The 25,212-nt window shown below is 63.5% G+C and carries 19 protein-coding genes; 7 read left to right on the plus strand and 12 right to left on the minus strand.

The genetic code is table 11. The features are described 5' to 3' along the window. Nucleotides 1-173 precede the first annotated feature (173 nt). The 4 genes from FIV42_RS10890 to FIV42_RS10905 are packed head-to-tail and all read left to right on the plus strand — an operon-like array spanning nucleotide 174 to nucleotide 4,741. Nucleotides 174-1,331 (plus strand): hypothetical protein, encoded by a 1,158-nt coding sequence (locus tag FIV42_RS10890; protein WP_141197712.1) that lies wholly within the window; start codon nucleotides 174-176, stop codon nucleotides 1,329-1,331. After that, complete coding sequence (locus FIV42_RS10895) at nucleotides 1,328-2,491, plus strand: glycosyltransferase (RefSeq protein WP_141197713.1); 1,164 nt, start codon at nucleotides 1,328-1,330, stop codon at nucleotides 2,489-2,491. The genes FIV42_RS10890 and FIV42_RS10895 overlap by 4 nt, the downstream gene beginning before the upstream one ends. After that, the gene (locus FIV42_RS10900) at nucleotides 2,488-4,053 is read left to right on the plus strand and encodes a phytoene desaturase family protein (protein WP_141197714.1); all 1,566 of its coding nucleotides are present in this window, start codon (nucleotides 2,488-2,490) and stop codon (nucleotides 4,051-4,053) included. Before FIV42_RS10895 ends, FIV42_RS10900 begins: the two co-directional genes overlap by 4 nt. Before the next feature lie 28 nt (nucleotides 4,054-4,081). Beyond that, nucleotides 4,082-4,741, plus strand: coding sequence for a type II secretion system protein GspG (locus FIV42_RS10905; RefSeq protein ID WP_168210559.1), 660 nt, complete (start codon nucleotides 4,082-4,084; stop codon nucleotides 4,739-4,741). 124 nt (nucleotides 4,742-4,865) lie between these two features. Here the strand turns inward: FIV42_RS10905 and clpX are convergent, their stop codons facing one another. The 3 genes from clpX to FIV42_RS30705 all read right to left on the minus strand — a co-directional run bounded on the left by clpX (nucleotide 4,866) and on the right by FIV42_RS30705 (nucleotide 7,704). Continuing rightward, the gene (clpX, locus tag FIV42_RS10910) at nucleotides 4,866-6,137 is read right to left on the minus strand and encodes an ATP-dependent Clp protease ATP-binding subunit ClpX (RefSeq protein ID WP_141197716.1); all 1,272 of its coding nucleotides are present in this window, start codon (nucleotides 6,135-6,137) and stop codon (nucleotides 4,866-4,868) included. Nucleotides 6,138-6,324: 187 nt separating this feature from the next. After that, on the minus strand, nucleotides 6,325-6,837 hold the full coding sequence (locus FIV42_RS10915; RefSeq protein ID WP_141197717.1) for a hypothetical protein: 513 nt from the start codon (nucleotides 6,835-6,837) through the stop codon (nucleotides 6,325-6,327). A gap of 462 nt (nucleotides 6,838-7,299) precedes the next feature. Beyond that, nucleotides 7,300-7,704 carry a TraR/DksA family transcriptional regulator gene (locus tag FIV42_RS30705; protein WP_222615431.1) on the minus strand — a complete coding sequence of 135 codons (405 nt, stop codon included), beginning with the start codon at nucleotides 7,702-7,704 and terminating at the stop codon, nucleotides 7,300-7,302. Between the two features lie 144 nt (nucleotides 7,705-7,848). Here FIV42_RS30705 and FIV42_RS10925 point away from each other — a divergent pair, with 144 nt between their 5' ends. After that, on the plus strand, nucleotides 7,849-9,495 hold the full coding sequence (locus FIV42_RS10925) for a methyltransferase (RefSeq protein WP_168210560.1): 1,647 nt from the start codon (nucleotides 7,849-7,851) through the stop codon (nucleotides 9,493-9,495). On the opposite strand, the gene FIV42_RS10930 is transcribed toward FIV42_RS10925, so the two are convergent. Then, nucleotides 9,492-11,030, minus strand: a complete 1,539-nt coding sequence (locus tag FIV42_RS10930; protein ID WP_141197719.1) for a hypothetical protein — start codon at nucleotides 11,028-11,030, stop codon at nucleotides 9,492-9,494. The genes FIV42_RS10925 and FIV42_RS10930 overlap by 4 nt on opposite strands. A 311-nt stretch (nucleotides 11,031-11,341) precedes the next feature. Here FIV42_RS10930 and FIV42_RS10935 point away from each other — a divergent pair, with 311 nt between their 5' ends. Both FIV42_RS10935 and FIV42_RS10940 read left to right on the plus strand, forming a co-directional pair. Continuing rightward, nucleotides 11,342-13,426 carry a hypothetical protein gene (locus FIV42_RS10935; protein ID WP_141197720.1) on the plus strand — a complete coding sequence of 695 codons (2,085 nt, stop codon included), beginning with the start codon at nucleotides 11,342-11,344 and terminating at the stop codon, nucleotides 13,424-13,426. A gap of 263 nt (nucleotides 13,427-13,689) precedes the next feature. Then, nucleotides 13,690-15,795 carry a VWA domain-containing protein gene (locus tag FIV42_RS10940; RefSeq protein ID WP_141197721.1) on the plus strand — a complete coding sequence of 702 codons (2,106 nt, stop codon included), beginning with the start codon at nucleotides 13,690-13,692 and terminating at the stop codon, nucleotides 15,793-15,795. A 108-nt stretch (nucleotides 15,796-15,903) separates the two neighbouring features. Here the strand turns inward: FIV42_RS10940 and FIV42_RS10945 are convergent, their stop codons facing one another. The 8 genes from FIV42_RS10945 to FIV42_RS10980 form a co-directional block, all read right to left on the minus strand. Next, the gene (locus FIV42_RS10945) at nucleotides 15,904-17,769 is read right to left on the minus strand and encodes a serine/threonine protein kinase (protein WP_141197722.1); all 1,866 of its coding nucleotides are present in this window, start codon (nucleotides 17,767-17,769) and stop codon (nucleotides 15,904-15,906) included. Nucleotides 17,770-17,956: 187 nt separating this feature from the next. Beyond that, entirely contained in the window at nucleotides 17,957-18,394 is a 438-nt protein-coding gene (locus tag FIV42_RS10950) for a hypothetical protein (protein ID WP_141197723.1), read from the minus strand. A 58-nt stretch (nucleotides 18,395-18,452) separates the two neighbouring features. Then, nucleotides 18,453-19,697, minus strand: coding sequence for a hypothetical protein (locus FIV42_RS10955; protein WP_141197724.1), 1,245 nt, complete (start codon nucleotides 19,695-19,697; stop codon nucleotides 18,453-18,455). A gap of 142 nt (nucleotides 19,698-19,839) precedes the next feature. Beyond that, a complete protein-coding gene (locus FIV42_RS10960; protein ID WP_141197725.1) occupies nucleotides 19,840-20,442 on the minus strand; it encodes an RNA polymerase sigma factor in 603 nt (200 codons plus the stop codon). Between the two features lie 133 nt (nucleotides 20,443-20,575). Beyond that, nucleotides 20,576-21,679: a CAP domain-containing protein gene (locus tag FIV42_RS10965; RefSeq protein WP_141197726.1), complete on the minus strand. Its 1,104-nt coding sequence runs from the start codon at nucleotides 21,677-21,679 to the stop codon at nucleotides 20,576-20,578. Nucleotides 21,680-21,918: 239 nt separating this feature from the next. Next, a complete protein-coding gene (locus tag FIV42_RS10970; protein WP_141197727.1) occupies nucleotides 21,919-23,484 on the minus strand; it encodes a GMC family oxidoreductase N-terminal domain-containing protein in 1,566 nt (521 codons plus the stop codon). Next, a complete protein-coding gene (locus tag FIV42_RS10975) occupies nucleotides 23,481-23,996 on the minus strand; it encodes a twin-arginine translocation signal domain-containing protein (protein WP_141197728.1) in 516 nt (171 codons plus the stop codon). Before FIV42_RS10975 ends, FIV42_RS10970 begins: the two co-directional genes overlap by 4 nt. A 283-nt stretch (nucleotides 23,997-24,279) precedes the next feature. Further along, nucleotides 24,280-24,969, minus strand: a complete 690-nt coding sequence (locus tag FIV42_RS10980) for a hypothetical protein (protein WP_141197729.1) — start codon at nucleotides 24,967-24,969, stop codon at nucleotides 24,280-24,282. Nucleotides 24,970-25,212 lie beyond the last annotated feature (243 nt).

The raw sequence follows: 25,212 nt of genomic DNA on the forward strand, positions 1-25,212 counted from the left end.
CGATGAACGTCACAGCACCGCACGCTGGTGGCGCGATCGAAAGCCAGCGCCCCGGAATCATGTAACTCATACCCAACCTGCAGCATCCAAGATGCGTGGTTATTTTCGAGTCACCCTCGAGTTGCTCTTTGGTGATCTTTGTTCATCCTCAGTTTTCCTCACTCGACCCGAACATGTCCCAGACCTCGCTCATTTGCCTGTCGCCGCCCGATCATCGCCTCGACCGCGCGCTGCTCGACGCTCGAGGCGGCTTCGTGTGGTGGTATGTCGACCTCGTGGACACCTCCGGCAACGGCCTGGTGCTTATCTGGTCGTACGGCCTGCCCTTCTTGCCCGGCTACGCCCAGTCGGCCCGCGACGGGCGCGCGCCGGCACCGCGTGAGCGGCCGAGCATCAACCTGTCGGTCTACAAAGACGGCGAACTCGACTTCTACCTCCTCCAAGAGCTCGCCCCCGACGACGCCACCTGGTCGAGCGACGACGATACATGGTCCTTTGGCGACTGCCGGATGCAGCGCCGCGTCGAAGACGGCCGCGTCTACCTGGACGTCGAGCTCGACTGCCCCGTCGACGGCTCCGACGAACGCCTGACCGGTCGCATCGAGCTCGACGGCGTCTGCCGACAACCATGCGGTGAAGAGACCCATCCCGGTGAACTACCCCATCACGATTGGACGCCGCGCGTCGGCCCCGCCACGGGTCGGGCGGATCTGACCCAAGGCGAGCATCACTGGCGGATCGACGGGCGCGCCTATCACGACCGAAACGGCGGCTCGGTGCCCCAGCACGATCTCGGCATGGACCACTGGATTTGGGGACGCGTGCCACTCGAAGGCCGCGAGCTCATCTACTACCTGCTGTGGGAAGAGGCCGACGGCGAGCCGATTTGTCTGGGCCTGACCATCGACGATGACGGACGCACCGAGTTCCTCGAAGACGTGCGCGTCGAGCTCGCCTCGCCGCGCAAGAATATGGGCGGACTTCGCTGGTGGCCTGCACTCGAACTGTTCCGGGGCGACGAGCCCTGGCTCGGTGTCAGACACCATGATGTGGTCGACAGCGGCCCGTTTTATATGCGCTATCTCACCGAAGTGACCACGCCGACAGGCGAGTCTGCTCGCGGCGTCGGTGAGCTGTGTGAGCCCGACCGCGTCGACTTGCACCGCCACCGCCCGCTGGTGCGCATGCGGGTGCACAACACCGCCGGCGACAACTCGATGTGGTTGCCGCTCTTCACGGGTCCCAAGCGCGGGCGAGTGCGCCGGCTTCTGGGCTCGTGGTTGAACGGACGGCGCTCCGACGAGAACCGCTCGCCCGGGGGCGCCCGATGATCGAGACGCTCCTCAGCTGGGAAACGCTCATCTGGGCCGCCGGCGCGGGCTTGCCGCTCTTCGCGCTCCTGATGACGCTCTTCAACCTCGTCACCTGGCCGCGAGGCCGGCGGGGCAGCCGTTTTACCGGGCGCTTATCGGTGCTCATCCCCGCGCGTAACGAAGAAGAGACCATCGAGCAGTGCGTGCGCGCGGCGCTCGAGGGAACCCACCCGGTCGACGAGGTCCTCGTCTACGACGACCAGTCGACCGACGAGACGCCGGCAATTTTGGCCCGGCTATGCGAGGAGTACGACCAGCTTCGCGTCGTCGAGGCAAAGAAGCTTCCGCCCGACTGGGTCGGCAAACCCCACGCCTGTCACCGGCTGGCCGAAGCTGCCACCGGCGACGTGCTCGTCTTTGTCGACGCCGACACCTTCTTGCAAGACGACGGCTTGGCCCGCATCGCCTCGCTCTTCGAGCGCGTCGACGCCGAGCTGGTCACCGCCGTGCCACGCCAGCAGACAGCGAGCTTCGCCGAGCGCCTCGTGCTGCCGCTGTTGCACCTGACCTACACCAGCTGGTTCCCGCTCATGCTGGTCTACCGCACCCAAGATCCACGCTTTCTGGCCGCCAACGGCCAACTCTTGGCCGTCAACCGCGCCACCTATGACGATATCGGCGGCTTCGAGGCCGTGCGCTGCGACGTGGTCGACGACATGGCCTTCTGCCGGCTCGCCAAGGAGGCCGGCCACCGCGTCGTCTTCGCCGACGGCTTCGAAATGGCCAGCTGCCGGATGTACGAGTCGGCCCGTGAAGTGTGGGAAGGATTCTCGAAGAACCTGTACGAGGGCATCGGCGGCCACCCCGTCGCCCTTCTGGGCGTGTGCGTGGTCTACTTCACCGCCTTCGTGCTCCCCTATGTGATGCTGGCGACAGCTTTGCTGGGCGGGTTCGCCTGGATGTTCTGGCCGGCTGCAGTAGGGGTAGGCGCCAACGTCGCGCTTCGCGCCGCCCTGGCCTGGCGCTTTCGCCAGCCCGTCGAGGGCATCGTGCTGCACCCGGTGGGCGCGCTGGCGTTGCTGAGTATCGCCTTCAACTCATTTCGCTGGCACGCCAGCGACTCGATCATGTGGAGTGGACGTACGTACGCGCGCAAGTCGCGCAGGAGTGAAACGTGACGCAATTCGCCATCATCGGAGCCGGCATGGGCGGCTTGTCGTCCGCCATCAGCCTGGCCGCACGCGGCCACGAGGTCACTGTCTACGAGGCCGGGCCGCGCAGCGGCGGCAAAGTCGGCATCGCCACCCACGACGGCGTCGAGTTCGACACCGGCCCGAGCCTGCTGACCCTGCCCGACCTCATCGACGAGGTCCTCGCGCTGGCCGGCACGAGCCTCGAAGCCGAACTCGAGCTTCTTCGCCACGACGTGGCGTTTCGGTACCTGTGGCCCGACGGTACCGCCCTCGACGTGCATTTTGCGCCCGAGGACACCCGTGAGAGCGTGCGCAAGACGCTCGGCGACAAGGCCGCGCGCCAGTTCGACGACTTTTTGGGCTACGCCCGGCGCATCTGGGAGGCGGCCGCGCCGAACTTCGTGCTCGGCCCGGCGCCCTCGTTCGGCTCGGTGGTCAAGCTGGGTCTGGGCTCACTCGGCAAGATGATGGCCATCGATCCCATGAACACGATGGCCCGCGGTATCGAAAGCCGGGTCAAAGACCCGAAGCTGCGCGACCTTCTCTTCCGCTACGCCACCTACAACGGCTCGAACCCCTTCGAGGCGCCCGCCACGCTCAACTGCATTGCCTGGGTCGAACTGGGCCTGGGCGGCTGGGGCATCCGCGGCGGCATGTACGAACTCGCCCGCGCCATGGAGCGCGTGGCGCGACGCGTCGGCGTCGAGTTCGCGCTCGATTCCTACGTCACAAGCATCGCCGTCGAGGGAGGGCGAGTGAGCGGAGTGGAATGGGGCTCACCACGGGGGACACAGGGGACTCAGGAGACAGGGAGCGAAGAGGAGACCGACCCCGTGAACGCCGTGCCCTCGGTGGCGAACCCAGCCTTTGCTCGGGCTGATGCGATCGTGGTCAACGCCGACGTCGCCCACCTCATCGACGACTTGCTCCCCGAGGCGACGAAGCACGACCTGGAGCCGCCGGAGACTCCGTCGATGTCGGGATGGACGGCCGTTCTCAAGGCCAAGCGTCGCTCCGCCGCCGAGCGCCAACCGCACACGGTGCTCTTTCCCGACCACTACGACGACGAATTTACCGATATCTTCGACCACGACCGGCCCCCCCGCGAGCCGACCGTGTACCTGTGCGCTCAAGAGAAGGCGCACGCCCGCGAGGGATGGGAGAATCACGAACCCATCTTCGTCATGGCCAACGCCCCCGCCGAGCCCGAGCACGGCCCGCGCTCCGAGCAGGTATGGGCAAACCTGCGCGAAACGGTCCTCTCGAGGCTCCACCGAATGAATCTCATCGACGCAGACGACGTCATAGTCTGGGAGCGCACGCCGTCAGACCTCGCCTCGCAATTTCGAGGCACCCGTGGCAGCATCTACGGCGCAGCGTCCAACTCAAAACTTGCCGCTTTCCGGCGTGCGCCTAATCGTATCGATGACGTCCCGGGCCTGTACCTGGCCTCGGGCAGCGTCCACCCCGGCGGCGGCGTTCCCCTGTGCGTGCAGTCGGGCAAGACGGCCGCCCAGGCGGCGCATGACGATGTAACGAATGGATGAGCAGTTCGAGCTAGTACGAGGTAAAATGATGAAGATGCGCCTCCCGATCCTCCTGTTGTCCCTCGCTGCGGCGGCGCTCGTAGCGCAGGGCTGCGCCACTGGTGACACCGCGCGCACCCAACCCGCCCAGACGACCGAGCCGCCGGCCACCACGACGGCCGACGAGCAGATCCCCCCCAAAGAGCGCGCCGCGCTCGAGGAAAAATTCTGCACCGCGACGCTCGAGCAGCTGCGAAATGATCCCGACCGCCAAGTCCCCGACGACTGCAAAGGGGTCGTCATGCGCCGTACCGAACAGTTCGGCCACGGCGAAAACAATGGCTATCTGGTCACGGTGATCGTGGGTGAGGACCGCGAGAAGATCGACCTCGGCGCGGTGGTCACTCCTGCCGGCCAAGTCGAGCTGCGCTCCCTGCAAACCGGCCTGAACCGCGCCGCCGTCCAAGAGGCCGAGCTCGGCATCCGCAACCTGCAGACGAAGATCGACGAATTCTTCCTGCAGAGCGAACCGCGCCGACTCCCCGACTCACTCGAAGAGCTCGAGCAACAAAATGTGGTCGACAACCTGCCGACCGACCCATGGGGCAACGCCTACATCTACACCAAGAAGTCGGCGACAGATTACGAGATTTACAGCGCCGGCCCGGACGGGCAGAAGGGAACGCTGGACGACGTTCGCGTGCAGTGAGTAAGCAAAAGAGCTAAAGAGCTAAAGAGCTAAAGAGCTAAAGAGTAAAAGGGCCAACGCCGACCGGCATTGACCCTTTTGCTCTTTTTGCGTCTCCCTCTTCTACCGGCGCGCCACGAGCGCGCTACGCCGACTTTTTCTCGTACACGAGCATCGGCTTCTCCTTCTTGGTGAGCACCTCTTCGGTGATCACACACTCACGCACGTTGCGCAGGCTCGGCAGCTCGTACATCACGTCGAGCATGACCTCCTCGAGGATGGAGCGAAGCCCGCGGGCTCCCGTCTTGCGTTTAATGGCCTCGCGCACGATGGCGACCATCGCCTCGTCCTGGAAGCGCAGCTTGACGCCCTCCATTTCGAACAGCTTCTGATACTGCTTGACGAGGCTGTTCTTGGGCTGCCACAGGATATCGACGAGCATATCTTCTGAAAGCTCGTCGAAGGTGACGATGACCGGGAAGCGGCCGACGAACTCGGGGATGAGGCCGAATTTGACCAGGTCGTGGGGACGGGCAAACTTGAGGATCTCGGAGGTGTTCTCGTCCTTCTTCTTCAATTCCGAGCCAAAGCCCATCTGCTGCTCACCCATGCGCCGGCTGATGATCTCGGTGAGGCCGTCGAACGAACCGCAGCAGATGAACAAGATATTGCTGGTATCGACCTGGATAAACTCCTGCTGGGGCCGGTTGCGGCTCCCTTCGGGAGTGATCATCACCTCCGACGACTCGACCATCTTCAAGAGCGCCTGCTGGACGCCCTCGCCGCCCACGTCGCGGGTGGCCGACGGCGACGAGCCGCCCTTGGCGATCTTGTCGATCTCGTCGATACACACGATGCCGCGGCTGGCGCGCTCGACGTCGCGGTCGGCGGCGAGCCACAGGTTCTTGATGACGTTTTCGACGTCTTCGCCCACATAACCCGCCTCGGTCAGGCTGGTGGCGTCGGCGATGGTGAACGGCACGTCGAGCTTTTTGGCCAACGACTGGGCCATCATCGTCTTGCCGCTGCCGGTCGGCCCGATCATCAAGATATTGCCCTTGGTCAGTTCGACTTCGTCGTCCTCCTCGTCGAACATGTCGGGCATCTCGAGGGCCAGATCGTCAGCCATGATGCGCTTGTAGTGGTTGTAGACCGCCACCGAGATGACCCGTTTGGCGCGGTGCTGGCCGACCATATGCTCGTCCAGAAACGCCTTGATTTCTTTGGGACGCATCTCGTCGAGGCCCTTTTGCTGCTTGGGCTCGCGCTCTTTGTCCTCCTCGATAATCTCGCGGCACAACGACACACACTCGTCGCAGATATGCACCTTGGGACCGGCGATGAGCTTGCGCACATCGCGCGCTTCCTTGCCACAAAACGAGCAACGGACCTTGCTATTGGAATCAGTCGGTTTCATCTCGGCTCTTATCGGGGGTAATCATCTTCTATGCCTTGTCTCATGGATTCAACCAATAACCAACCGCGTTTACTCCAACGAGACAAGCTCCCCCGAATTTGAGTGGAAACCCCCCGGACATGCAAGCTCTTTTCTCGCCGGCCGCCCCTCAGTGCGAAGTTGGGCGTCAACAGGGCGAGGTTGGGCGTCAAAACCGAAAGTCGTAGCCGAGCCCGCCGAGCAAGAAGCCGCTGCACATCGCGCAGTCGTTGCCCGGGTCCTCGGCGAGCACGCCGGCCTGAGCCAACGTCACCGCCAGACGAAGGGTGTGGCGGCCAAATTGGAACCGGTACGCCCCCGAGCCCAGGATGCCTACTGTGGGAGCGACGTTGTCAGCGTCGATTTGAGCGCCCAGATAAGGACCCACGTCCACCTCGAACGCCAGCCAGTCGAGCAAGAAGAGCGTGCCGCCGATCCCGGCGGACACGCCGGAGTGTGCGGCCAGCGATTCCGCCCCTCCCAACACGCCGGCCACCGAGGCGTCCGCGCCCACCCATGAGTTTCGCGCCGCCCAATACGTATAGCGACCGGCGAAGGCGCCTCCGGGATCTGATATCGAGCCGGGATAATCGCCAAATACGCCTGCGGCCACGTCCATCGTGAGTCGTTCGGACTCCGCGTAGCGAGCATCTTGAGCCAGCGCCGGCGGTGACGCAGCCAAACATGCCGTCAGACAACCAAATACCAGAGCCCATCGGACCGAAGCCTCTCGCTGCATTTCCTCACCTTGGGGCATTCACCACTAGGGCCTGTACGAAAATTAATTTGGTCGCGAATGACGGCTGAGTTTTGGTCCATTTTTGCCCGTAAAGCCTCGACTTAGCGCTGCTAAGCCTACGTTTTACGAACAAAAATGGCCTCAAAATCAGCTCGCCCTCGCTCGGGCACATATTTTCGTACAGGCCCTAATCGTTTTCAAACAATCCAGAATTTATCGCATAGGAATCCCCAGCAGGTGCAATCCTCGTGCCTGCGATGCAGAAAGCGCGCAGACGTGTCGCGCCGGTGGCCAAAAGTTACACAGCACGACACTTGTGTCAGTTTCGGTCACCGAACATGACATATGTGTCGGTATGGCCCGCCCGCAAAACCAGTTCGTAGTCCGCGGCCAGACCGACAGCCATCACTCGTACTCGTCCATCATGCCGGGACGAATCTTCGTGCGAGCCTCCTCACGCTCCTGCTCCTCTTTGCAGTCGATGCACATGGTCGTCATCGGCCGCGCTCGCAGGCGCTTCTCGTTGATCTCCTCTTCGCACGACTCGCAATAGCCGTACTCGTCGTTGGCGATGCGCTCGAGGGCGTCGTTGATCTTCATGATCAGGTTGCGGTCGCGGTCGGCGAACCGCAGCCGGGTCGACATGCCCTGCTCGTCGGTCGACTCGTCGAGTGAATCACGTCCACCTTGGTACTGGTCGGAGTCACGAATTTCATTTTGAGCCAATTTACTCTTGTTGATCAGCTCGGCGCGGCGGGCCTCGAGGTCCTCACGGATCTCTTGGAGTGTTTCTTCGCTGACTGCGCTCATCGGATGGCTCCTCGTGGTGTTGAAGTTTACTGCGTCTGCTTTGCGTATTACGCATTGCATTCGAATCATAGGCACAATGCCGGTGTGGTGAAAGCCGAGTGGCTCAGCCCCACGCAACCCGAGACGCACAGATTGAGACGCGACATGTCCAAATGCCCGAGCTGCCCCCTCGTCGACCTCCCCTACGCGGAGCAACTCCACCAAAAACACCAAAAGGTGGCGCGCGCGTTCGGGGCCTATCCGCAGATGGCAGGCCACGAGATTCCGGCGGTGCACCCGTCGCCCCACGAGCAGGGCTACCGAAATCGCGCCCGCATGGTGGTGCTGCCGAAAGCCGACGCCTCCGAAGCACTGCTCGGCTTTTACGAGGAGGGGAGCCGCCAGGTGGTGCCGGTCGAGCGCTGCGAAGCCCACCACCCCACCGTCGAGACGGTGTTGGGCGAGCTTCGCCCATTGCTCTTTACCGATGGGCTGTTGCGTTGGTTTACGCGCTTTGTCGACGTACGCTCGACCGCCGGCCACCCTGCCGCTGAGGAGGCGGCCATCGTCACGCTGTGCGGCGAGGTCGCCGAACACGACCGCGACGAACTCGAGGCGCATGCCGCCACTCTGCACCGAGCGCTCGACGAGGCGTGCGACGAGCTGCGCGTCTCGCTCCACCTCAACCTCGCCGACGAGCCGTCGCAATCAGTGCTGGCGGGCGAGCAACAGGTCGTCGCCGGCGACGCCTGGCTCGACGTCGAAGTCACCAACCGGGAGTTTCGCGTGCCGCCGACGGCCTTTTTCCAGGTCAACCTCGACGCCCTCGAGGCGGTGCACCGGCGCATGGACGCCGTTCTCGGCGACGACGAAAGTCGGCGACCTCTCGTCGACCTGTACTGCGGCGTGGGGGCCCACGGCGTCGCGTTGGCTGAAGCGGACACCGAGCTGCTCGGCACCGATATCGAACAGGCGGCGATTGATTTGGCCGAAGACAACGCCCGTCGGGCCGAACTGCACGCCGAGTTTCGCGCCGCCGCGGACACTCACGCCGCCGACTGGCTCGCCGATCGACTCGATGGCCGCGCCTACCGGCTCATCACCAACCCTGCGCGCGCCGGCATGTCGGCCCAGACGGTCGCCTTTGTGGGCGCCACCAAGCCCGATTGTATTCTGTACCTTTCATGCGAGCCGCACACGCTGGCGCGCGATCTCGACCGCCTGCTCGACCACGGCTTTCGCCTCGAGAGCATCGAGCCGTTCGACTTCATGCCCCAGACGGACCAGGTCGAAACACTGGCTGTGCTCACGCTCGACGACGCCTCCACCAAGTCGAGCCGCGAGCGCGCCTACCAGCCGCAAGGTCCCGCCCAGCGCACCTTCTCGCCGGGTGTCTCCGGCCCCAACATGGTGTCTGACACCGTGATCGACGCGTCGAGTTGGGTGGCACTCGTGGCCGGCGAGACGCCCAAGCACGGATTCTTGCCCAAGGCGCGTGGGCTCGACGGCCAAGGCCGCATCGAGGTCGAGCGGCTGCGCAAGGTCGAGGGAAACTCGGTGGTGCGCGTCAAAGCGCCGACGCTGAGCGACGACGAGCTGCGCCAGCGCTTTCGCGCCTGGAACCACCCGGTGCTCGGTGACCCCGACTACGGCGACCGCAATGCCAATCATCTGGCTGCGCGCCATGCGTATCTCGACCGCATGGCGCTGCATTGTGTGGAGGTGCGAGCTGGCGGGGAGGTCTACCGGGCCGAGGTGCCCGGTAGTTTCCTGGCGCTGATGCGGTTGCCGCGCAAGGTGCTCGAGGGTTAACGGCTCACCGCCTCGACCAAGCAATCCCGATAGAACGCCACGCGAAATACGCTGCCAGTCTTCCACAGCCGTGCCAGGGCAGCGAGTGCGTCGTCCGAGCCATTCATGGCCAGCCGCCGCGCACAGTCGAGCCCCAGCGGGCCCTCGAGGCGGGCGTGCTCTTCGAGGGCGGCGATGAGCGCTTCCTCTTCGATGGAGTTGGCGCTGAAGGCCAAGGCCGCCTCGATGGCGTCGGTGCGCTCCAAGAGTTCGGCCTCGCGGCGGGCAGCCTCGTGGTCGAGCGGCACGAGCAGTTGGCGCACGGCCAGGCGGATCGCCGCCGAGCTGTTGTCGAGGAATTCTTCGACCCACGCTTCGGCATGCTCGGCGAAGCGCTCGTGGTCGTGCATCACCAGCCGGCGCAGATCGCACATCGTGCGCACCACAGCGACCACGGTCGCGTCGGCCATCTCGTCCATCTCGGCGATCCCGTCGAGCAAAGCGCGCGAGGTCTCCAGGTTGAGGTGCTGCTCGGCGGTCGCCGACAGCGGCAAGCCGGGGATGCCGGCCGAGTGGATGTCGAAGAGCGTGAGGCGTTCGTGAGCGGCCACCTGGGCGCACAACAGCGCGAGCTCGTCGTCGGGAGCAACCGCGATGGCAAATCCGAGCCCCTGGGCGGTGGCGATCGGCTCCCAGACCTCGGTCTTGGCCCCCGGCTCGACGGCCAGCAGATCGAGCAACTGCTGGGCTTCCTCGTCGTCGGGTGCCTCGAAGCCGGCTCCGGCCGCCGCGCTCACCGCCAAGAGCGCGGCGAGTTCGAGGGACGGATCTTCGACCGCTTCGAGCATGCCCAACACCTCGAGCCACTGGGTGGGGCCGTGGACCTGCAAAAAGTCGGCGACCACGGGCATATCGCCCAGCCAGCCGATCCCCGAGTCACCGGCGAGTACTCGACGAGCGTAATCGCTCGGCTCGAGCACGGCGTAGAGTCCATCGAGACGCGCCTTTTCGAGCTCGTCCTCGTCGAGCTCCTCGAGCGCCTCTTCCCAGACCCGAAACGATTCGGCGAGCTCCTCGCTCAGGTCGAGCGCCGCGGCGCGCAGCACCTCGAGGGCGTCCTCGACGACCTCGCAGTCCTCCAGCCAAGCGGCGACCTGGTCGGGATTGGCCACCGCCAGCAGCAGCGCCGCGGCGCGCCTGTTGGCGTCATGGTCGAGCAACGCCTCGATCTGATCGCTGTCCCACGCGATCCCGGCACGCGCCAGCGTCTCGGCCACCGTACCCGCCTCGCCTGAATCGAGCATCTCGTCGATGCGCTCTTCGACCGCCTCGGACTCGCTGGCCACCCAGGCGACCTTGCCGAGCGCGTCGGCTTTCTCGAAGTCGATCTTTTTCGCCCACTGACCGCGCACCGACTCGTCGGTGCTCGACGCGAAGAGCGCGGCGACCAGGTCCGGGGCGTCCTCGGCGATCAGCTCGCCGAAATCGGCGTCGACCGGCTCTCCGGTGGCGACGTGGTGCTTGAGGGTGTCCAACAATGCTTTCGTATCGGTCATCGACTCGCTCCAAAGTTTGGAAATCACACAGCATGGGCTGACAGGCGCGTAATATCGCACCCAACCCGAAAACGCCAAATGCCCATGCCCTGCCATCGTCGTCCGAGACTCCCTTTGTGACACACTGTGACTTCAATGACACAAATCCTTCCATCAGAGTGACAATTGAGCCTGGTGGCCGTGGGCGTGAACTCCTCCGCCCTCATCTCGTCACGCCTGCGCTGCCACCATCACTCGTTCTCTTGGCGCCCGGTCGGCCCCCTCACTTTCGCCGGCCGGGCACCTCGAGGCTTCTCCCGGAGGGATGACCCATGTCGAATCGCACAAAGCTCGTTTCGCTCGCACTCACAGCCTCTTTCGCCGCCACGCTCGCCCTATCGGGCTGTAGCGACCCCATCGACCCCCAAGGAGACACTGGCGACACAGGCCGTCTGATCGACGTCTCGGAGCCCGACGCAGGAGACGCTGCGGACGCCCCCTCCGACACGGCCCCCGATGCCGAGCCGTCGCCGGATGCGAACTCGGACGCCGGTGACACGGCCCCTGATACGTCCCCAAGCGATGCCGGCGCCGACGCGGATACCTGCGATGAAGACACCGGCGACGACTGCGACTTCGACGGAATCGTCGACTGTCAAGAGGAGCTCATCGGCACGGACCCCTGCAACCACGACACCGACGGTGACGGGCTCAGCGATCTTCACGAATTTCAGCACGGCGCCGACCCGTTGGTGGCCGACACCGACGGCGACGGCATCGAGGATGGTCAGGAGGTCGAGTTCGGCCTCGACCCCTCCCGGCAGGACACCTACGGCGACGGACTCCCCGACGGCGATCGCTGGGTCGTCGAAGCCTGCCGCGAACCTCGGACCGAGGCCCTCACCTTCTACCACTCGCAGTTGGTGACCACCCCGTCGAACACCCAGTCCAACGTGGGTAACTGGCGCATCGCGCTGCCGACGACGTTCAACAACTACACCGAACTGACCATCGCCGGCGCCGACCTCACCAACCGCGAGGCGGCCGCCGTCTACGATGATCCCGCCCTTGAGATCGCTGCATTCACCCTCTCGCACGTGCCCCAGGGCCACCAGACTGGCCCGGGCGACGTGCTCGCAGGGTTGCGCGCGGCGCTTGGAGCCGTCGGCGGCATCCAGCAAGATCTGAGCTACGACCTCGACACCCACGACTACCGCGAGGCCGCCCGGGGCAACTACTGGATCCGCGCGACCACGCCCATGTCGACCAAGCAAGTGCGCGACACGCTGCTCTTTGCGATGGCACCGTTCGACGCCGACGCAACCAGCGGCCTTCCGTCGACTGCCGGCGCCGTCTACAGCGACTTTCGCATCTACGTGTCGACGGTGTGGCGAGAGTACGGGAATGGCCAGAAACACCTGATCACTTCGTTGGCGGTTGCCCCCAAACAAAAATTCGAGAACCGCGACAAGGTCCAGTTCCGCATGGACGACCTGACCAACACGACCAACGTCGCCGAAGCGGGCGACGGCGATCTGTCGCGCTGCGATTTGTTCGGCCCCAAGGAGCCCGCGCCCACCGACTTCTACTGGGTGCTCGACCACTCCGGCTCGATGAACCCGGTCAACAACCGCATGGCCATGATCGCCAACCAGTTCTTCAACGAGCTCCTCAACGCCGGGCTCAACTACCGCCTGGGGGTGACTACGATGCAGGAGGCTCGCCACGGCCGGCTTCGCCCCACCGCCGGCTGGCACACGGATCTGAACACCTTTATCGGCGAGGTCAACTGGGTCATCAGTCTCAACGGCGCCTGGGAGGGGGGGCTGCAGGTGGCGCGCGAGGGCATCGAGTTCATGAAGGGCCTGACGGGCCTGACGCCCCCGCAAAACGAGATGATCCGCCCCGACGCCCACCTGATCACCGTCTGGATCTCTGACGAGGAATCCGAGTGGTTCCAGTACCAAGATATGGGCGAAGCGACCGCCCAGCAAAAGCTGGGCGATCATATCGACTTTTACAGCACCCACACGACCAGCTTCGCCATCGTGGGCAACCCAGCAGAGAGCTGCGGCATGAGCGAGGGCACCGCCTACAAAGAGGTGGCGCGCGCCACGGGAGGCTCGTTCGCCAGCGTCTGTGCCCGGGATCTTTCCGAGACGATCAACGAGATTATTTTCGCCGCCAGCGCCCAGGCCGGCTACCGCATGCCCGAAACCCCGATCTCGAGCAGCCTGCGGGTGTTCCTCAACGGGGAGTGGGTCCCGCGCAGCCGTGAGAACGGCTTCGATTATTTCGAGTCGACCGACTCGATCGCCTTTTTTGGCAGCTATCGCCCCGAATTGCCCGACAACGGCGAGGCCCCCGACGTGATCGCCATCTCCTACCAGACCTGGCAAGACCGCACGAAAGACTGATTCAAAAGAGTGCTCCAACGTGATGAGCGCCCCCGCATCGGCCGGCGGGGGGCCGCTCCGACCGGGCATGTCGACCGGACCGAGCGCGTGGCTTCGCCCACCGGTCGCCATGTGCAAATCGCGCGAATGTCACACGTCGTTGATTTCGCCCATACAATCCTCTATCTTTTGGGTCCTCAAGGGCGAGGAAAACGCCGCGGTGCGCCGCAAAAGCACCATGACGTGCACATATCAGTTGAGCATTGCTACCAGGATTTGGCGAAATGAAGATCCGACGATTGGCCTTAATACTACTGCTTGCGACGACAGGGTTCGTCGGCTGTAGTGACGACCCGGATGGCACCAACAACAAGCTCGACAAGGGCGACGCAAGTGTTGACGTCATCGATGATGATGCCGACGAGGCCGACGCTGGCGACGTTGGGCCGGATACCGACCCGGCTGACGTCGAAGAGGATACCGACCCGGCGGATGTGATCGAGGATGTTGAAGAGGACGTCGAAGACGACGTCGGCCAAGACGTCGACGAAGATGCCACCAATATCTGTGGCGATGGCATCGACGACAACGACTGTGACTATGATGGCATCTACGATTGCGAGGAAGCCCAGATCGGCACCGATCCTTGCAACCACGATACCGACGGCGACGGGTTGGGCGACCTCCAAGAATTGGACAACGGCACCGATCCAAACAACCCCGACTCCGACGGCGACGGACTGACCGACGGTCAAGAGGTCGAGCTCGGCCTCGACCCGACCAAGACCGACACCTACGGCAACGGCACTCCCGACAACGAAGAGTGGATCGTCACCGCCTGTGAAGACCCCTCGGGCGAGCCGGTCAATTACTACGTGTCGAATAACGTGCAGGTCGACCCGAACAGCCCCAACCAGGTCAACGTGGGCAACTGGAAGCTGGCGCTGCCGCCGGCCTTCAACAACTACGCCGAGCTGACCGTCAGCGGGCTGTCGATGAACGGCAGCATCCCGGCCAACCGTAAGGCCGCCGCCGTCTATGACGACCCGACCAACGAGGTCGCAGGCTTCCTGCTGTCGTACACGCCCAACTCCTCGCAGGCCGACCCGATCGAAGTCCTCGACAGCCTGCGCACCGCCATCAACGCCCAGGGCTCGATCGTCCAGGGCTTCAACGGCGGTATGTTCGACACCCACGACTTCAACAAGGCCGCCATCGGCCGCTACCTGCTCGACGTGTCGTCGCAGTCGTACAAAGAGTTGCGCGACAGCATGCTCTTCTCGATGGCCCCGTTCGGCCAGAGCGACGTCACCGGCCTGCCGACGACCAGCGGTGCGGACTATACCAAGTACCGCTTGTTCGTGTCGGCCATCTACCGCGACAAGAGCAACGAAGACCAGGTGCTCATCTCGGTCGCACTCGCGCCTGCTGACAAGTACGAAGCGCGCGAAAAAGTCCAGTTCCGCATGGACGACCTGACCAACACGACCAACATCGCCGAGTCGGTCGACGGCGACCAGGTGCGCTGCAACATCTTCGAGCCCAAAGAGAGCACCAAAGCCGACTTCTACTGGGTGCTCGACCAGTCGGGTTCGATGTCCGACGACTACAACCGCGTTCAGGCCGTCGCCAACCAGTTCTACAACGAGCTGCGTAACACCGGCCTCGACTACCGCCTGGGCGTGACCACCATGGACGAGGCCTACAACGGCCGTCTGCTCACCCCCGGCTGGCACACCGACCTCAACAGCTTCCTGGCCGCGGTCAACGCCGTGATCAACTGGAGCGGTAACGGCTACGCCGAGTACGGCCTCAAGGTCGCCGAAGAGGGCATCAAGTTCATGAAGGGCATCAGCGGCACCCCGCCCGCCAACGAGCGCGTGCGCCCCGACGCCCAGCTCATCACCATCTGGATCTCCGACGAGGAGTCGCAGTCGATTCAGGACAACGACCTGTCGGGCGCCACCGGCCAGCAGATGCTGCAGAACTGGATCACGTTCTTCAGCCAGCACACCATCGGCTTCTCGATTGTGGGCGACGGTAGCGGCTGCGGCACCCACGACGGACGCTCCTACAAAGAGGTCGCTCAGGCCACCCGCGGCTCGTTCGCCTCGCTGTGCGCCACCGACATCTCCGAGACGATCGAGGACATCATCTTCGCCGCCTCCGGTTATGCCGGCTACCAGCTTCCGGACACCCCGATCTCGAGCTCGCTGCGCGTGTTCATCAACGGCGACTGGGTCCCGCGCAGCCGCGAGAACGGCTTCGACTACTTCGCCCAATCCAACTCGCTGGCCTTCTTCGGCAGCTACCGCCCCGAGGTCAACGCCACGCCCCCGGACAACATCTCGATCACCTACGAGACCTTCCAAGATCGCTCGAAGAACTGATCGATAGGGCATAAGACACAAAGAAGGCCGGCGGATTTGCTCCGCCGGCCTTCTTTGTTTTGCGAAATATCTCGTTTTGCCTCCACCCCTCGAGACATCACTCTCAACTCACTGTTGCTCTTGAGCGATCGACTTGAGTTGGAAGAGGGTCGACATCAAGTCGTAGACGCCGCGCGTAGAGTTGCCCTTGGCGCCCGGCGAGACCTGGACGGTTGTCTTGCCAAAGCGCATCGCTTGGACCGGTTTCTCGGCGGTGGTGACGTAGCTCTCGGCGTCGGCGTAGGTCTGCGCCTCGTAAATCGTGACCATGACGGTCTTCGATTTCTTTCGAAAACGCGCACTCGACTGAGTTAAGTCGCTGAACTCGAGCGTGTCGACCTTGCCAATGCGCCGCCAACCAGATTGGTTGAGCGCCGTCCAGATCATCCCCGAGGAGTAGGAAGGCGTGCCGTCGTCGAGTTCAGCCTCCAGTTGTTCGGGGCTCTTCTGCTCGACCGGCGGTTCGGCGGCCTCGTCATCCTCTTTGGCCACCACGGCCTCATTGTTGGCGTTGTCAGCCGCACCATCGGCGGTCTCGTCGCCTGAAAAAATCGCGTAGGCGCCTGCGCCCAAGATTATGGCCGCGGCGAGCGCCGAGACAGCCACGGTCATCTTCTTTGAATGATTCCCGCCATCGCTCGCCGGCAGGGAAGCCTTCTGCGAGACACGGGATGGATGCCGCGGCTCGGAGCGCGCGTGTGCGCCGACCGGTCGAGGCGGGTTCTGCATAGGCGACGTGTCGGGCGCAGCAGACTGGTCCATCTCGGGCACCGACGACTCCTCTGCGAGGGCCAAGAGCTCACGCTCGAAGGTGTCGTCGCCCGGGGCCGAGGATACCTCGTTGGAGCCGGACAGCGGAGGAGGCGCCCCCGACGGCCCGTGCAAATCAAGCGGCGCCTGGTCGCCCGGGCTGCTCTGCTCTACCAACCCGGCGAATAACTCGTCGTCATCCACGTCGCTCGACTCTCTGGCCAACCCCACCGGCTCGTATCCGCCCGCAGCGGTCGCGCCGATGAAGAAGTCTTGACCGCTGTTGCGCTGCGCTTCGGACGACCGCAGCCACGCGCTCAGGTCGCGGTGCATCTCACGGCAGGTCTGGTAGCGCCTCGAAAGGTCTTTTTCGAGCGCCCTGTACAGAATATTGGCGAGCCCCGGCGGACACTCGACCGAGGCGGGAAGGCGCCAGGGATTGTCGCCCATGTGGTATTTGACACACTCGCCGTACTGGATCGAAGGCACCGCCGGGTCTCCTACCAGCGCCTCCCACATCAACAATCCCAGCGAGTAAATGTCGGCCGCCGGCGTCAAGCTCTTGCCGTCGAGCTGCTCGGGCGAGGCGTACCGCGGCGTGCCGATAAAGGCGCCCTTGTGGGTGATCCGAGCCGCCTGCCGCCCCACCTTCTGCTGTGAACTCTCCAGCACCTTGGCGATGCCGAAGTCGAGCACCTTGACGATGTCCTGGCCCTCGTAATCCTTCGAGAGCATGATATTCGACGGCTTGAGATCGCGATGCAAAAAGCCGCGCCGGTGTGCCTCGTCGAGGCTCTGCAAGATCTGCAGAGTGATCTCGGCGACGTCCGGTGCCGACAAAGCGCCGTTCTTCTTGAGGTGGTGATAGAGCGACGTGCCTTCCACCCACTCCATGACGATGTACAGAAAACCACGCTCGTCCTGGCCGTAGTCGAAGATCGTAACGGTGTTGGGATGGGTCAGCTGGCTGGCGAGTTTGGCTTCCCGGGTGAATCGCTCCAACCAGGTCGGCTTGATCTCGTCGTCGAGCGCCAGCAGCTTGAGCGCCACCGGCCGCTCCATGCCGATATGAGTGCCCTGATAGATGACACTGAACCCACCGCGCGCGATCGCCTTGTCCACGCGGTACTTCTCGGCGATGACGACTCCGGAGCGTAGTACCCTCTGTTTGGTGGCTGTGGCCATGGATGCATCGAACGCGACTTGGAGGAAAAATGCCTAGCCAAATTGTAGAGGCTAAGCCGACGCGTGTCGATGGTCACGGAGCTTGAATTCACCACGGGGACACAGGGAATACGGGGGAAAAACAAAAGCCTTTCTCCGTGTACCCCGTGTCCCCGTGGTGAGCTTTTTTCGATGCTATTTGGCAGTGCTATTTGGCCGTGATCGCCAGGATGAGCATGCAGTCTTTGTAGTCGAGGCCGGCCTGGAAGAAGGTACTGCCGGGCGAGGCACGAAGCGTGGTCTGCAGTTTGTCGCCGATGGCCAGACCTAGGCGCAGCATATTGCCGGCGGTGCCGTGAAAAGTGATCTTGACCTTGGTGCCGCCGGGGACAGTCTCGGTGTGCGATTGCTTCTTGCTCAGGGTGAACTGGTCGTCGTCGATGAGCTTGAAACTGCTGTAGCCGCGGAAGGCCTTTTTGAGTTTGCCTTTGAGATCGTCGAGTTCGCTGTCGAAGGCTTTGCCCTCGGTGCACGCGCCGATCGAGCGGATGCGAACGGTGACATCTTGGGCGGCGGCGGGCTCCGAAAAGCCCAGAATGCCGGCGACCACCGTCACGGTCAGTAAGATGTTGAGAAGCGTCCGCATGACTACTTCCTAGGAGTGTATTTCCCGTCAACGGGAAGGTTCATTTCAGTCGAACAGCTCAAATGGGCTGTCCCTTCGGCGCTGCATCGGTTCCGGCGTCGGTGCCCGGGGCCTCGTCGCCCTGCTCACCTTCAGCCGGCGCGGCCTCGTCTTGCTCCGCGGGCGCTTCGTCAGCCGAAGCCTCGTCGCCCGAGTCGAAGAGCCAGATGACCGTCGGGTCCTCTTCGCCATCCGATTCGGCGCTGGCTTGCTTCATCGGGCTATCAATCATGACGGAGGAGCCGGGCGAATATTCAACTTGCTCGACAACAACCACCCGTTTTTCGACGATCACGCGCTCTTGGGGGCCGAAGATCTGGTCTTTGAACAGCCCCACCAGCCCCGCCAGGACCACGGCAGCGGCCAAGCCGCCCACGATCGCCTGGCGATACTCCGAAAACCAACTCGTGCTGCTCGTCCCTCGAGATCCGCTGCGCCGATCGGCGCGCGCGCTATCGAGGGAGACGACCTCGGCGTCGGCCGCGTCCTCGGCGATCGCCGCCTCGACACCGGTCCAGATGCCGCGCAAGTCGGCCTCTTCGCAGGCCGTCTCGATGGCGACGTTGACGCCCAGGTGCAACTCGGCGAGCACGTCGAGGTGGGCTTTGACCTCCGCGTTGCCCTCGTCGAGCCACCGCTCGACGCGAGCGGCCTCTTCGCAGCTCACCTCGTCGTCGACGTAGCGCTGCAGAAGCACCAAGTGCGCTTCGCGCTCGAAGGCCACCTCGTCTGTCGGCGCGGAATCGGCCCCGGCAGTGCCGGCGCCGGACGTATCAGCGCCAATTTGAGCGGCGATGCCGTCCCAGAACCCGTCGAAGTCGACATCTTCGGCCAACTCCTCGCCGGCCACGCGCAAACCATGGCCGATCTCGTCGAGCCCGGCCAAATAGTCGACCGCGTCTTCACGCTCGTCGAGCAGCGCGGTCACGAAGGCCATCTCGGCCTCGTCGGCCTCGCCGTCGTGGAAGCGCTCCAAAAGCGGCGCCAGCTCTTCGAGCGGCGCCTGGGTCGGATCGCCGGCGCTTACGGCCAACTCGGTGAGCACCGTGGGCGCGGGCATCGCGCTTTCGGCATCCTCCCAAGCAAGCTCGCTCGCCGCACGCACGCTGTGCGTCAGCTCTTCGAGCGCACGCACATAGACCCGCGCCGAAGCCGAGCGCTCCAAGAGCTGCTTGGCTTGCACGCTCTCGGCCGCCGACAGTTCGCCGTCGTAGTGGCGCTGCAGCAATAGGCACTGCTCTCTGGAAAGTCCTTGTGGGGCCATCTTGTCCTCAGCAGTCGATTGGCTCTCTGCTGGTAGACGAGGGTAAAAACAAAATATTCAAAACGAGTCTGGGATCTGGGGATCTAGGGGGATTCCGCGGATTCCGTCCCGAAACCCCGAGACCCCACCCCCCCTAATAAACCTACTCAACAGTAATCTGATCGCCCAGATACTCCTTGATGGCATCCTGGAAATAACGCCGGGCGTGATACAGCCGACTCATGACCGTGCCCTTGGAGATCCCGAGCACGTCGGCCATCTCCTCGTAGGCCAACCCCTCGACCTCGCGCAAAATCAGAATGGTGCGGTGCTTCTCCGACAGCGTGTCGAGCGCCTCGAGCATCTTCTCACGCAGCTCTTTGCGCCCGTAGACCCGATCGGGCTGCAGCCCCAGCGTCGAGGGCAGAATATTCTCGTCGCCCTCGACCTCGGTGCTGCGCTGGATGGTGTCGTCGTAATCGACCTCCGAGCGCCGCTTCTGCTTGCGGATAAAATCGATGCACTTGTTGTACGTGATTCGGTACAGCCAGGTATAGAAGCTGGAGTTGTGGTTGAAATTCTCCAGGTACTTGAAGACTTTGATGAAGACTTCTTGGCTGACGTCTAGAGAGTCCTGCTTGTTCTTGAGCATGCCATAGCAGATGGAGTAGACCTTGCGCTGGTAGTTCTCCACCAGCTGCTGGAAGGCCTCCTGGTCGCCATCCTGCGCCCGTTTGACAAGCTTGAGTTCCTCTGCTTCTTCCACCGTCTCTCCCGCTGTGCGTTGCGGTACCGGTACCTCACGGACCTAAAGAAGGAAGGCCCGCACCTGTGTGGACTGGGTACAACGATCTGCGTCGTGAGGCAAGTTCGTCGACATTCGCCGCGACACCTGACGCTCAAGGACAATCGACCAACGTGGTTCGATAGCTGAGCGTGTTGCTGCCGTTTGCAATGGTCACCTCGTACTCCACGTCGGCCTCGGCGTTGGGCACCTCCCACGAGATCGTGTCGATCGCGTAGCCGTTGCGAAGCTTCTGAACGTTGTTGACTTGCACGATCGAGCTGTCGCTGACGTTCGTGATCGTGACCTCGGGCGAGGAGCCGAAGTTAAAGCTTCGCGAGCCTGCCGACCACGCACCCAAAAGCGCCGAGCGAGGGAAAAAGCCCGCCGACGGATAGAAGACGTGGTCGACCGACGACGCCTGACTTCGATCGAACGAGTACATGCACGAATAGCTTCCCCGCTGGCCAAATCCGGTGGCCGCCATCGTCGGGTTCAGACACCAGCGACGGTGGCCCAGACTGTTGACCCCGCGGTCGCCGATATACAGATCGACGGTCGCCGCCGGGTTGCGCACGCCGTAGGCGATATTCGACGACGATGCGCCCGTGGCCGCTTCCTGGGTGTAGCAAGCGTAGTCCGACGGGATATTGTGAGTCAGCCCGGCGCCTTCGGCGGCGAGCGTCGTGGCACAGGCCTGGGTGACCTCGATGTAGTTCGGTTTGGTCGTCACCGGGTCGAGGCCAACCAGCCACCGAAACAAGTCGAGCCGGCGAATCGCGTCGCCCTGCGCTTCGGGATGCAGCTCGCCCCAGTCGCACTCGTCGGTCGGCTCTTGCGCCCACAGAGTTGCCGCCTGCGGCGCATAGCCCGTCCAGCGGGTGCACACCTCTTGACGAGTGCGCGTGGCGGGATCACTGACCGGATCGGGGGTGCACCCGCCGGCGCCGTCCGACGAGTAGCCCGGGTCGCAGTCACCGCTCGGGTCCGGGCCCGTGTCGGGCGCCGTATCGGAGGTGGTGTCAGACACCGTGTCGACCCCGGTATCACTGAACGAGCTATCACTGGACGAGCCGTCATTGGACGAGGCGTCACTGGACGCGCCGTCGCCGGCATCGGCCGTCAGCGTTTTGTCGCTGCTGCCGCCGTTGTCGTCCGAACAGGCTGTCACTCCCAGCAGCCCCACGCTCACTACACAACACAGCAATCGTCGCAGCATCACTCGCTCCGTTTGACGAGATTATCGGTCGGTCAATGGGAGGAGTGTAGCATTGTTTGGTGGCGTCCGCTATTTGGGGCGCCTGTACTGCGGCGCAAACTACAATTTGAGTGTTCCCCTGGGCACCACAAAAGCTGGATTGGGGAACACTCAAATTACCGTTCCGCGAGGGCGTCGTTTGCCCTCGCCCCAAATAGAGGGCCCCAATAACCACATGAGCCTCATCGAAGGAACCCGCCTCAAATGGCCGCCGCGATCTTGCGCCCCATCGCCAGCGCGTTGCCCATGATCGTCATCTGCGGGTTGGCGCCCATGGCGGTCGGAAAGACGCTGGCGTCGGTGATGTGCAGGTTTTCGATGTCGTGGGTCATCCCGTCTTCGGGTCGCACCACGCCCACCTCGGGGTCGGGATGCATCCGGCACGTGCTCATCGGGTGGCTGGCGTACAGGCTCAAATCGGAGGCGTTGGTGGTCTTGCCCACCTGGTCGAGGGTTTCATTGAGGCTGCTGTAGAACTTCGCGCCGGCCACCAGCGGCATCGCGCTCTTGGCGCCGGCGGCGAAGAACATCTCGGCGGTGAGCTGCAAACCCCGGATGAACTTCTTGCGGTCGGCTTCCTCGACGAAGTAGCGGATACTCGCCTTGCCGTCCGACTTGCGGGTCACCTCGCCGGAGGAGACGTCGCGGATCATCGAGCCGCAGCCGGCCAGGTAGCGCAGGTTGCGCAAAAAATCGACCGCGTCGTAGCCCACCGTCGCCGACTGGGCGAGCATCGCGTCGGGCGGGGCCGAGAAGGTCTCACACAGGACCTCCGGGTCGTCGGGGTGGTGGGCGTAGTAGCCCTGAGTGGCACCTTTCCAGATCTCGACTTCCTCGGGCATCATCGCCACCATCGCGATCGCCGGGTGGACGTGCAAGTTCTTGCCGAGCGCACCGCTGGAGTTGGCGAGGCCTTGTTTTTGGAGCAGCAACGGCGTGTTGATGGAGCCGCAGGCCAAGATGACCCGGTCGGCCTCGACGACGACCTCGGCGATGTCCTCTTTGGCCTTCGGATCGCGCATCGTGCCCCGCACGCCCACCGCGCGCCCACCTTTGATCACGATCTCTTCGACGCGCGTGTCGGCATAGAGCCGGCCGCCGTTTCGGAGCACCCGCGGCAGCCAATTGAGATCCGAGCTGGCCTTGCCGCCGGAGGGACACCCCGTATGACAGGTGCCACAGCCCGCGCACCCGCCGGCGTTTCGGGGCATGTAGCCGTGATGGACACCGAGCGCCGAGAAGCCTCGCCGAGCGACCTCGGAGTTCTTGCCGGCGATCGCAGGCGACGTGTCGACCACCCCGATGGCCCGCTCGACCTCGTCGTATAGCGCCTCGCGCTCGCTCTGCTGCCATTGTTCGGCCCCCCACTCGTCGACCCACTGGTCGAGCACCCAGTTGGGCGTGCGAAAACAGATGGCCGAATTGACCAGCGTGCCGCCGCCCACGCCTCGCCCGCTAGCCAGCGGGATGAAGACGTTGCCCTGCATGATCCGCGTGCCCTTGGCCTGGTAGAGGTTCTCTTGGGCGAAATTCATGTCGCGCACAAAGGCCTTGGGCCGCCAAAATTGCCCCGCCTCGAGCATGACGACGTCGAGGCCGGCTTCGGTCAGCGCGGTCGCCGCGCACAACCCGCCGGGCCCGGTGCCGGCGATGACGACGTCGGCTTTCAAACGCAGACTGGGTCCCCCGCCCCCCTTGGCGTACGTCTGCGCAGTGTGAAGCTGCTTTCCAAGATAACGAACTGCCGAGAAGTCGAAGCCGATCATACGCTACCTCCACAGCTGTAGTGGATGCCGGCAGCGGCGAGCACGTCCGGATGATTGCAGTACTGGTTGGAGAGCACGTATTTGAGCGCCCGAAAACCGGAGCGGCGCACCATCATGCCGCTGTTCTCCCACACCTCGAGCGCGGCGATGCGCTCGCTACGCGGCCGCTTGTGAAAACGCGTCAGGCTGAGGTCGCCAAAGACCGCCATGTCGTCGATGGCATGCAGCAACATCCGAAGCCCGTCGGCCGACGCGTCGTCGAGGCCGGCCAAATAGGCATCAAACTTCTCGACCACCCCGACCTCGATCCCGTTTGGCATTGGCGGGCTTCCGACATCCCCCGGAAAGAGCGCATCGGCGATAGAGGCGGTGATCGCCGCCTCCTCGTCGCTGAGCACCTCGAAATCGGTGCTCGGGAGTTGATCCCACCAGTGGGCGAGTCGAAACGATACTCCTGCGGTGACCGCGGCGGTGCCCAAGCCGGCAAGTTTGAGAAAGTCGCGTCGGTTCATGACTGCGTAGGACCTCTACGGGGTACGATGCGCGGAGAACGGGCTGGCCCTTACCAAGATCTGAAAACAGCGGGGCAAGATCTGAAACACAGCGGGGCAAGATTTTGGAATCAACAAGGAAAGTATGACAGACGGGCCTAGAGATGGCAAACCGACTGGTCAGTTTTTTTCAACCCCAGTCAGAAGATAGACGCCCGAATAGGTCTGCTCAAGGGGAGCGATTGAAGGACTGGAATCATTCCGGGAAGAAAGGCGTAGCTCGAGGACACCCGCCCATCCGTCCTCAAAAGAACGTCATCTGATGGGCGAAAGCATAACCCACGCCCATCATCAGCCCGGCGCCCATGCAAACCCACACCGACAGCCCCAGTTCGTACAACAACGCCAGCCCGAAGTAGACGATCGCATACTCGGCGAGCGGCTCGCCGACCTTGGACCAAGGGTGGCCCACGAGAAACGGAAGCCAGAGCGCCGCGCCCAGCGCAGTCACCACCAGCGGACGCACGAAGGACGACCACCCGCGGAGCACCACGCTCTGGACGAACGCCTGCCAGAAAAACGTGCCCACGGCGAAGATGCCCCCGTACACCGCCATCGCCAAGCCCAGCTTGCTCCAGTCGCCGATATGCTGATAGCCGTCGAAGTTGATCGCGCACAACGCCACCACGACGACAATCGGTACGCTCGCCGCCGCCGCCATGCGCACGTCGACGTTGTCGACCAGCGGCTTGTTGGCATCGGTGTCTGCATCGGCCCCCACGAAGAGGGCGACCGCGGCCAAAAACGTCGGTCCCCAGATGGTCAGCCCGAGCCAGCCGTTGACGTTGCTCTCGCCGTAGAAGCCCAGCGGCGTCTGCAGAAAAAAATGAGGCGCAGCGGCAGCGACGATCGCGCCCAACGCCACCCAGATGGCGGTCGTTCGGCTCGAGCCTAGCGTTGGTTTGTCGGCGGAAGTCTTCGTTTCAACGGCCATAACAGGATGTTTCCAATTGCAGGTGGTTGCGTTCGCCAACAGCTGGCTGGTAGACTAGACCAGCTAATAGCTCCTCGAACAAAGCCTTTCTGGTACTCGAACACGGCGGCGCGATGATATCCTCCAAGATTCTGCTCCAAACGGCAACCGCGGGTCTAATGGCTGGCGCAATCCTCTCGATGCCCCTCTTCGTGTTTGACGCCGAGGATCATGCCTGGAAGAGCCGTAGCTGTCCGCATGCCA

The sequence above is a fragment of the Persicimonas caeni genome (assembly GCF_006517175.1).
Classification (GTDB): domain Bacteria; phylum Myxococcota_A; class Bradymonadia; order Bradymonadales; family Bradymonadaceae; genus Persicimonas; species Persicimonas caeni.

Excerpts from the sequence above, each read along its gene's own strand:
- FIV42_RS10955 (WP_141197724.1), bottom strand. The coding sequence starts at position 19,697 with ATGGCCCCACAAGGACTTTCCAGAGAGCAGTGCCTATTGCTGCAGCGC.
- FIV42_RS10935 (WP_141197720.1), top strand. The coding sequence starts at position 11,342 with ATGTCGAATCGCACAAAGCTCGTTTCGCTCGCACTCACAGCCTCTTTC.
- FIV42_RS10895 (WP_141197713.1), top strand. The coding sequence starts at position 1,328 with ATGATCGAGACGCTCCTCAGCTGGGAAACGCTCATCTGGGCCGCCGGC.
- FIV42_RS10940 (WP_141197721.1), top strand. The coding sequence starts at position 13,690 with ATGAAGATCCGACGATTGGCCTTAATACTACTGCTTGCGACGACAGGG.
- FIV42_RS10905 (WP_168210559.1), top strand. The coding sequence starts at position 4,082 with ATGAAGATGCGCCTCCCGATCCTCCTGTTGTCCCTCGCTGCGGCGGCG.
- FIV42_RS10930 (WP_141197719.1), bottom strand. The coding sequence starts at position 11,030 with ATGACCGATACGAAAGCATTGTTGGACACCCTCAAGCACCACGTCGCC.
- FIV42_RS10980 (WP_141197729.1), bottom strand. The coding sequence starts at position 24,969 with ATGGCCGTTGAAACGAAGACTTCCGCCGACAAACCAACGCTAGGCTCG.
- FIV42_RS10970 (WP_141197727.1), bottom strand. The coding sequence starts at position 23,484 with ATGATCGGCTTCGACTTCTCGGCAGTTCGTTATCTTGGAAAGCAGCTT.
- FIV42_RS30705 (WP_222615431.1), bottom strand. The coding sequence starts at position 7,704 with ATGAGCGCAGTCAGCGAAGAAACACTCCAAGAGATCCGTGAGGACCTC.
- FIV42_RS10945 (WP_141197722.1), bottom strand. The coding sequence starts at position 17,769 with ATGGCCACAGCCACCAAACAGAGGGTACTACGCTCCGGAGTCGTCATC.
- FIV42_RS10975 (WP_141197728.1), bottom strand. The coding sequence starts at position 23,996 with ATGAACCGACGCGACTTTCTCAAACTTGCCGGCTTGGGCACCGCCGCG.
- FIV42_RS10890 (WP_141197712.1), top strand. The coding sequence starts at position 174 with ATGTCCCAGACCTCGCTCATTTGCCTGTCGCCGCCCGATCATCGCCTC.
- FIV42_RS10950 (WP_141197723.1), bottom strand. The coding sequence starts at position 18,394 with ATGCGGACGCTTCTCAACATCTTACTGACCGTGACGGTGGTCGCCGGC.
- FIV42_RS10925 (WP_168210560.1), top strand. The coding sequence starts at position 7,849 with ATGTCCAAATGCCCGAGCTGCCCCCTCGTCGACCTCCCCTACGCGGAG.
- FIV42_RS10965 (WP_141197726.1), bottom strand. The coding sequence starts at position 21,679 with ATGCTGCGACGATTGCTGTGTTGTGTAGTGAGCGTGGGGCTGCTGGGA.
- clpX (WP_141197716.1), bottom strand. The coding sequence starts at position 6,137 with ATGAAACCGACTGATTCCAATAGCAAGGTCCGTTGCTCGTTTTGTGGC.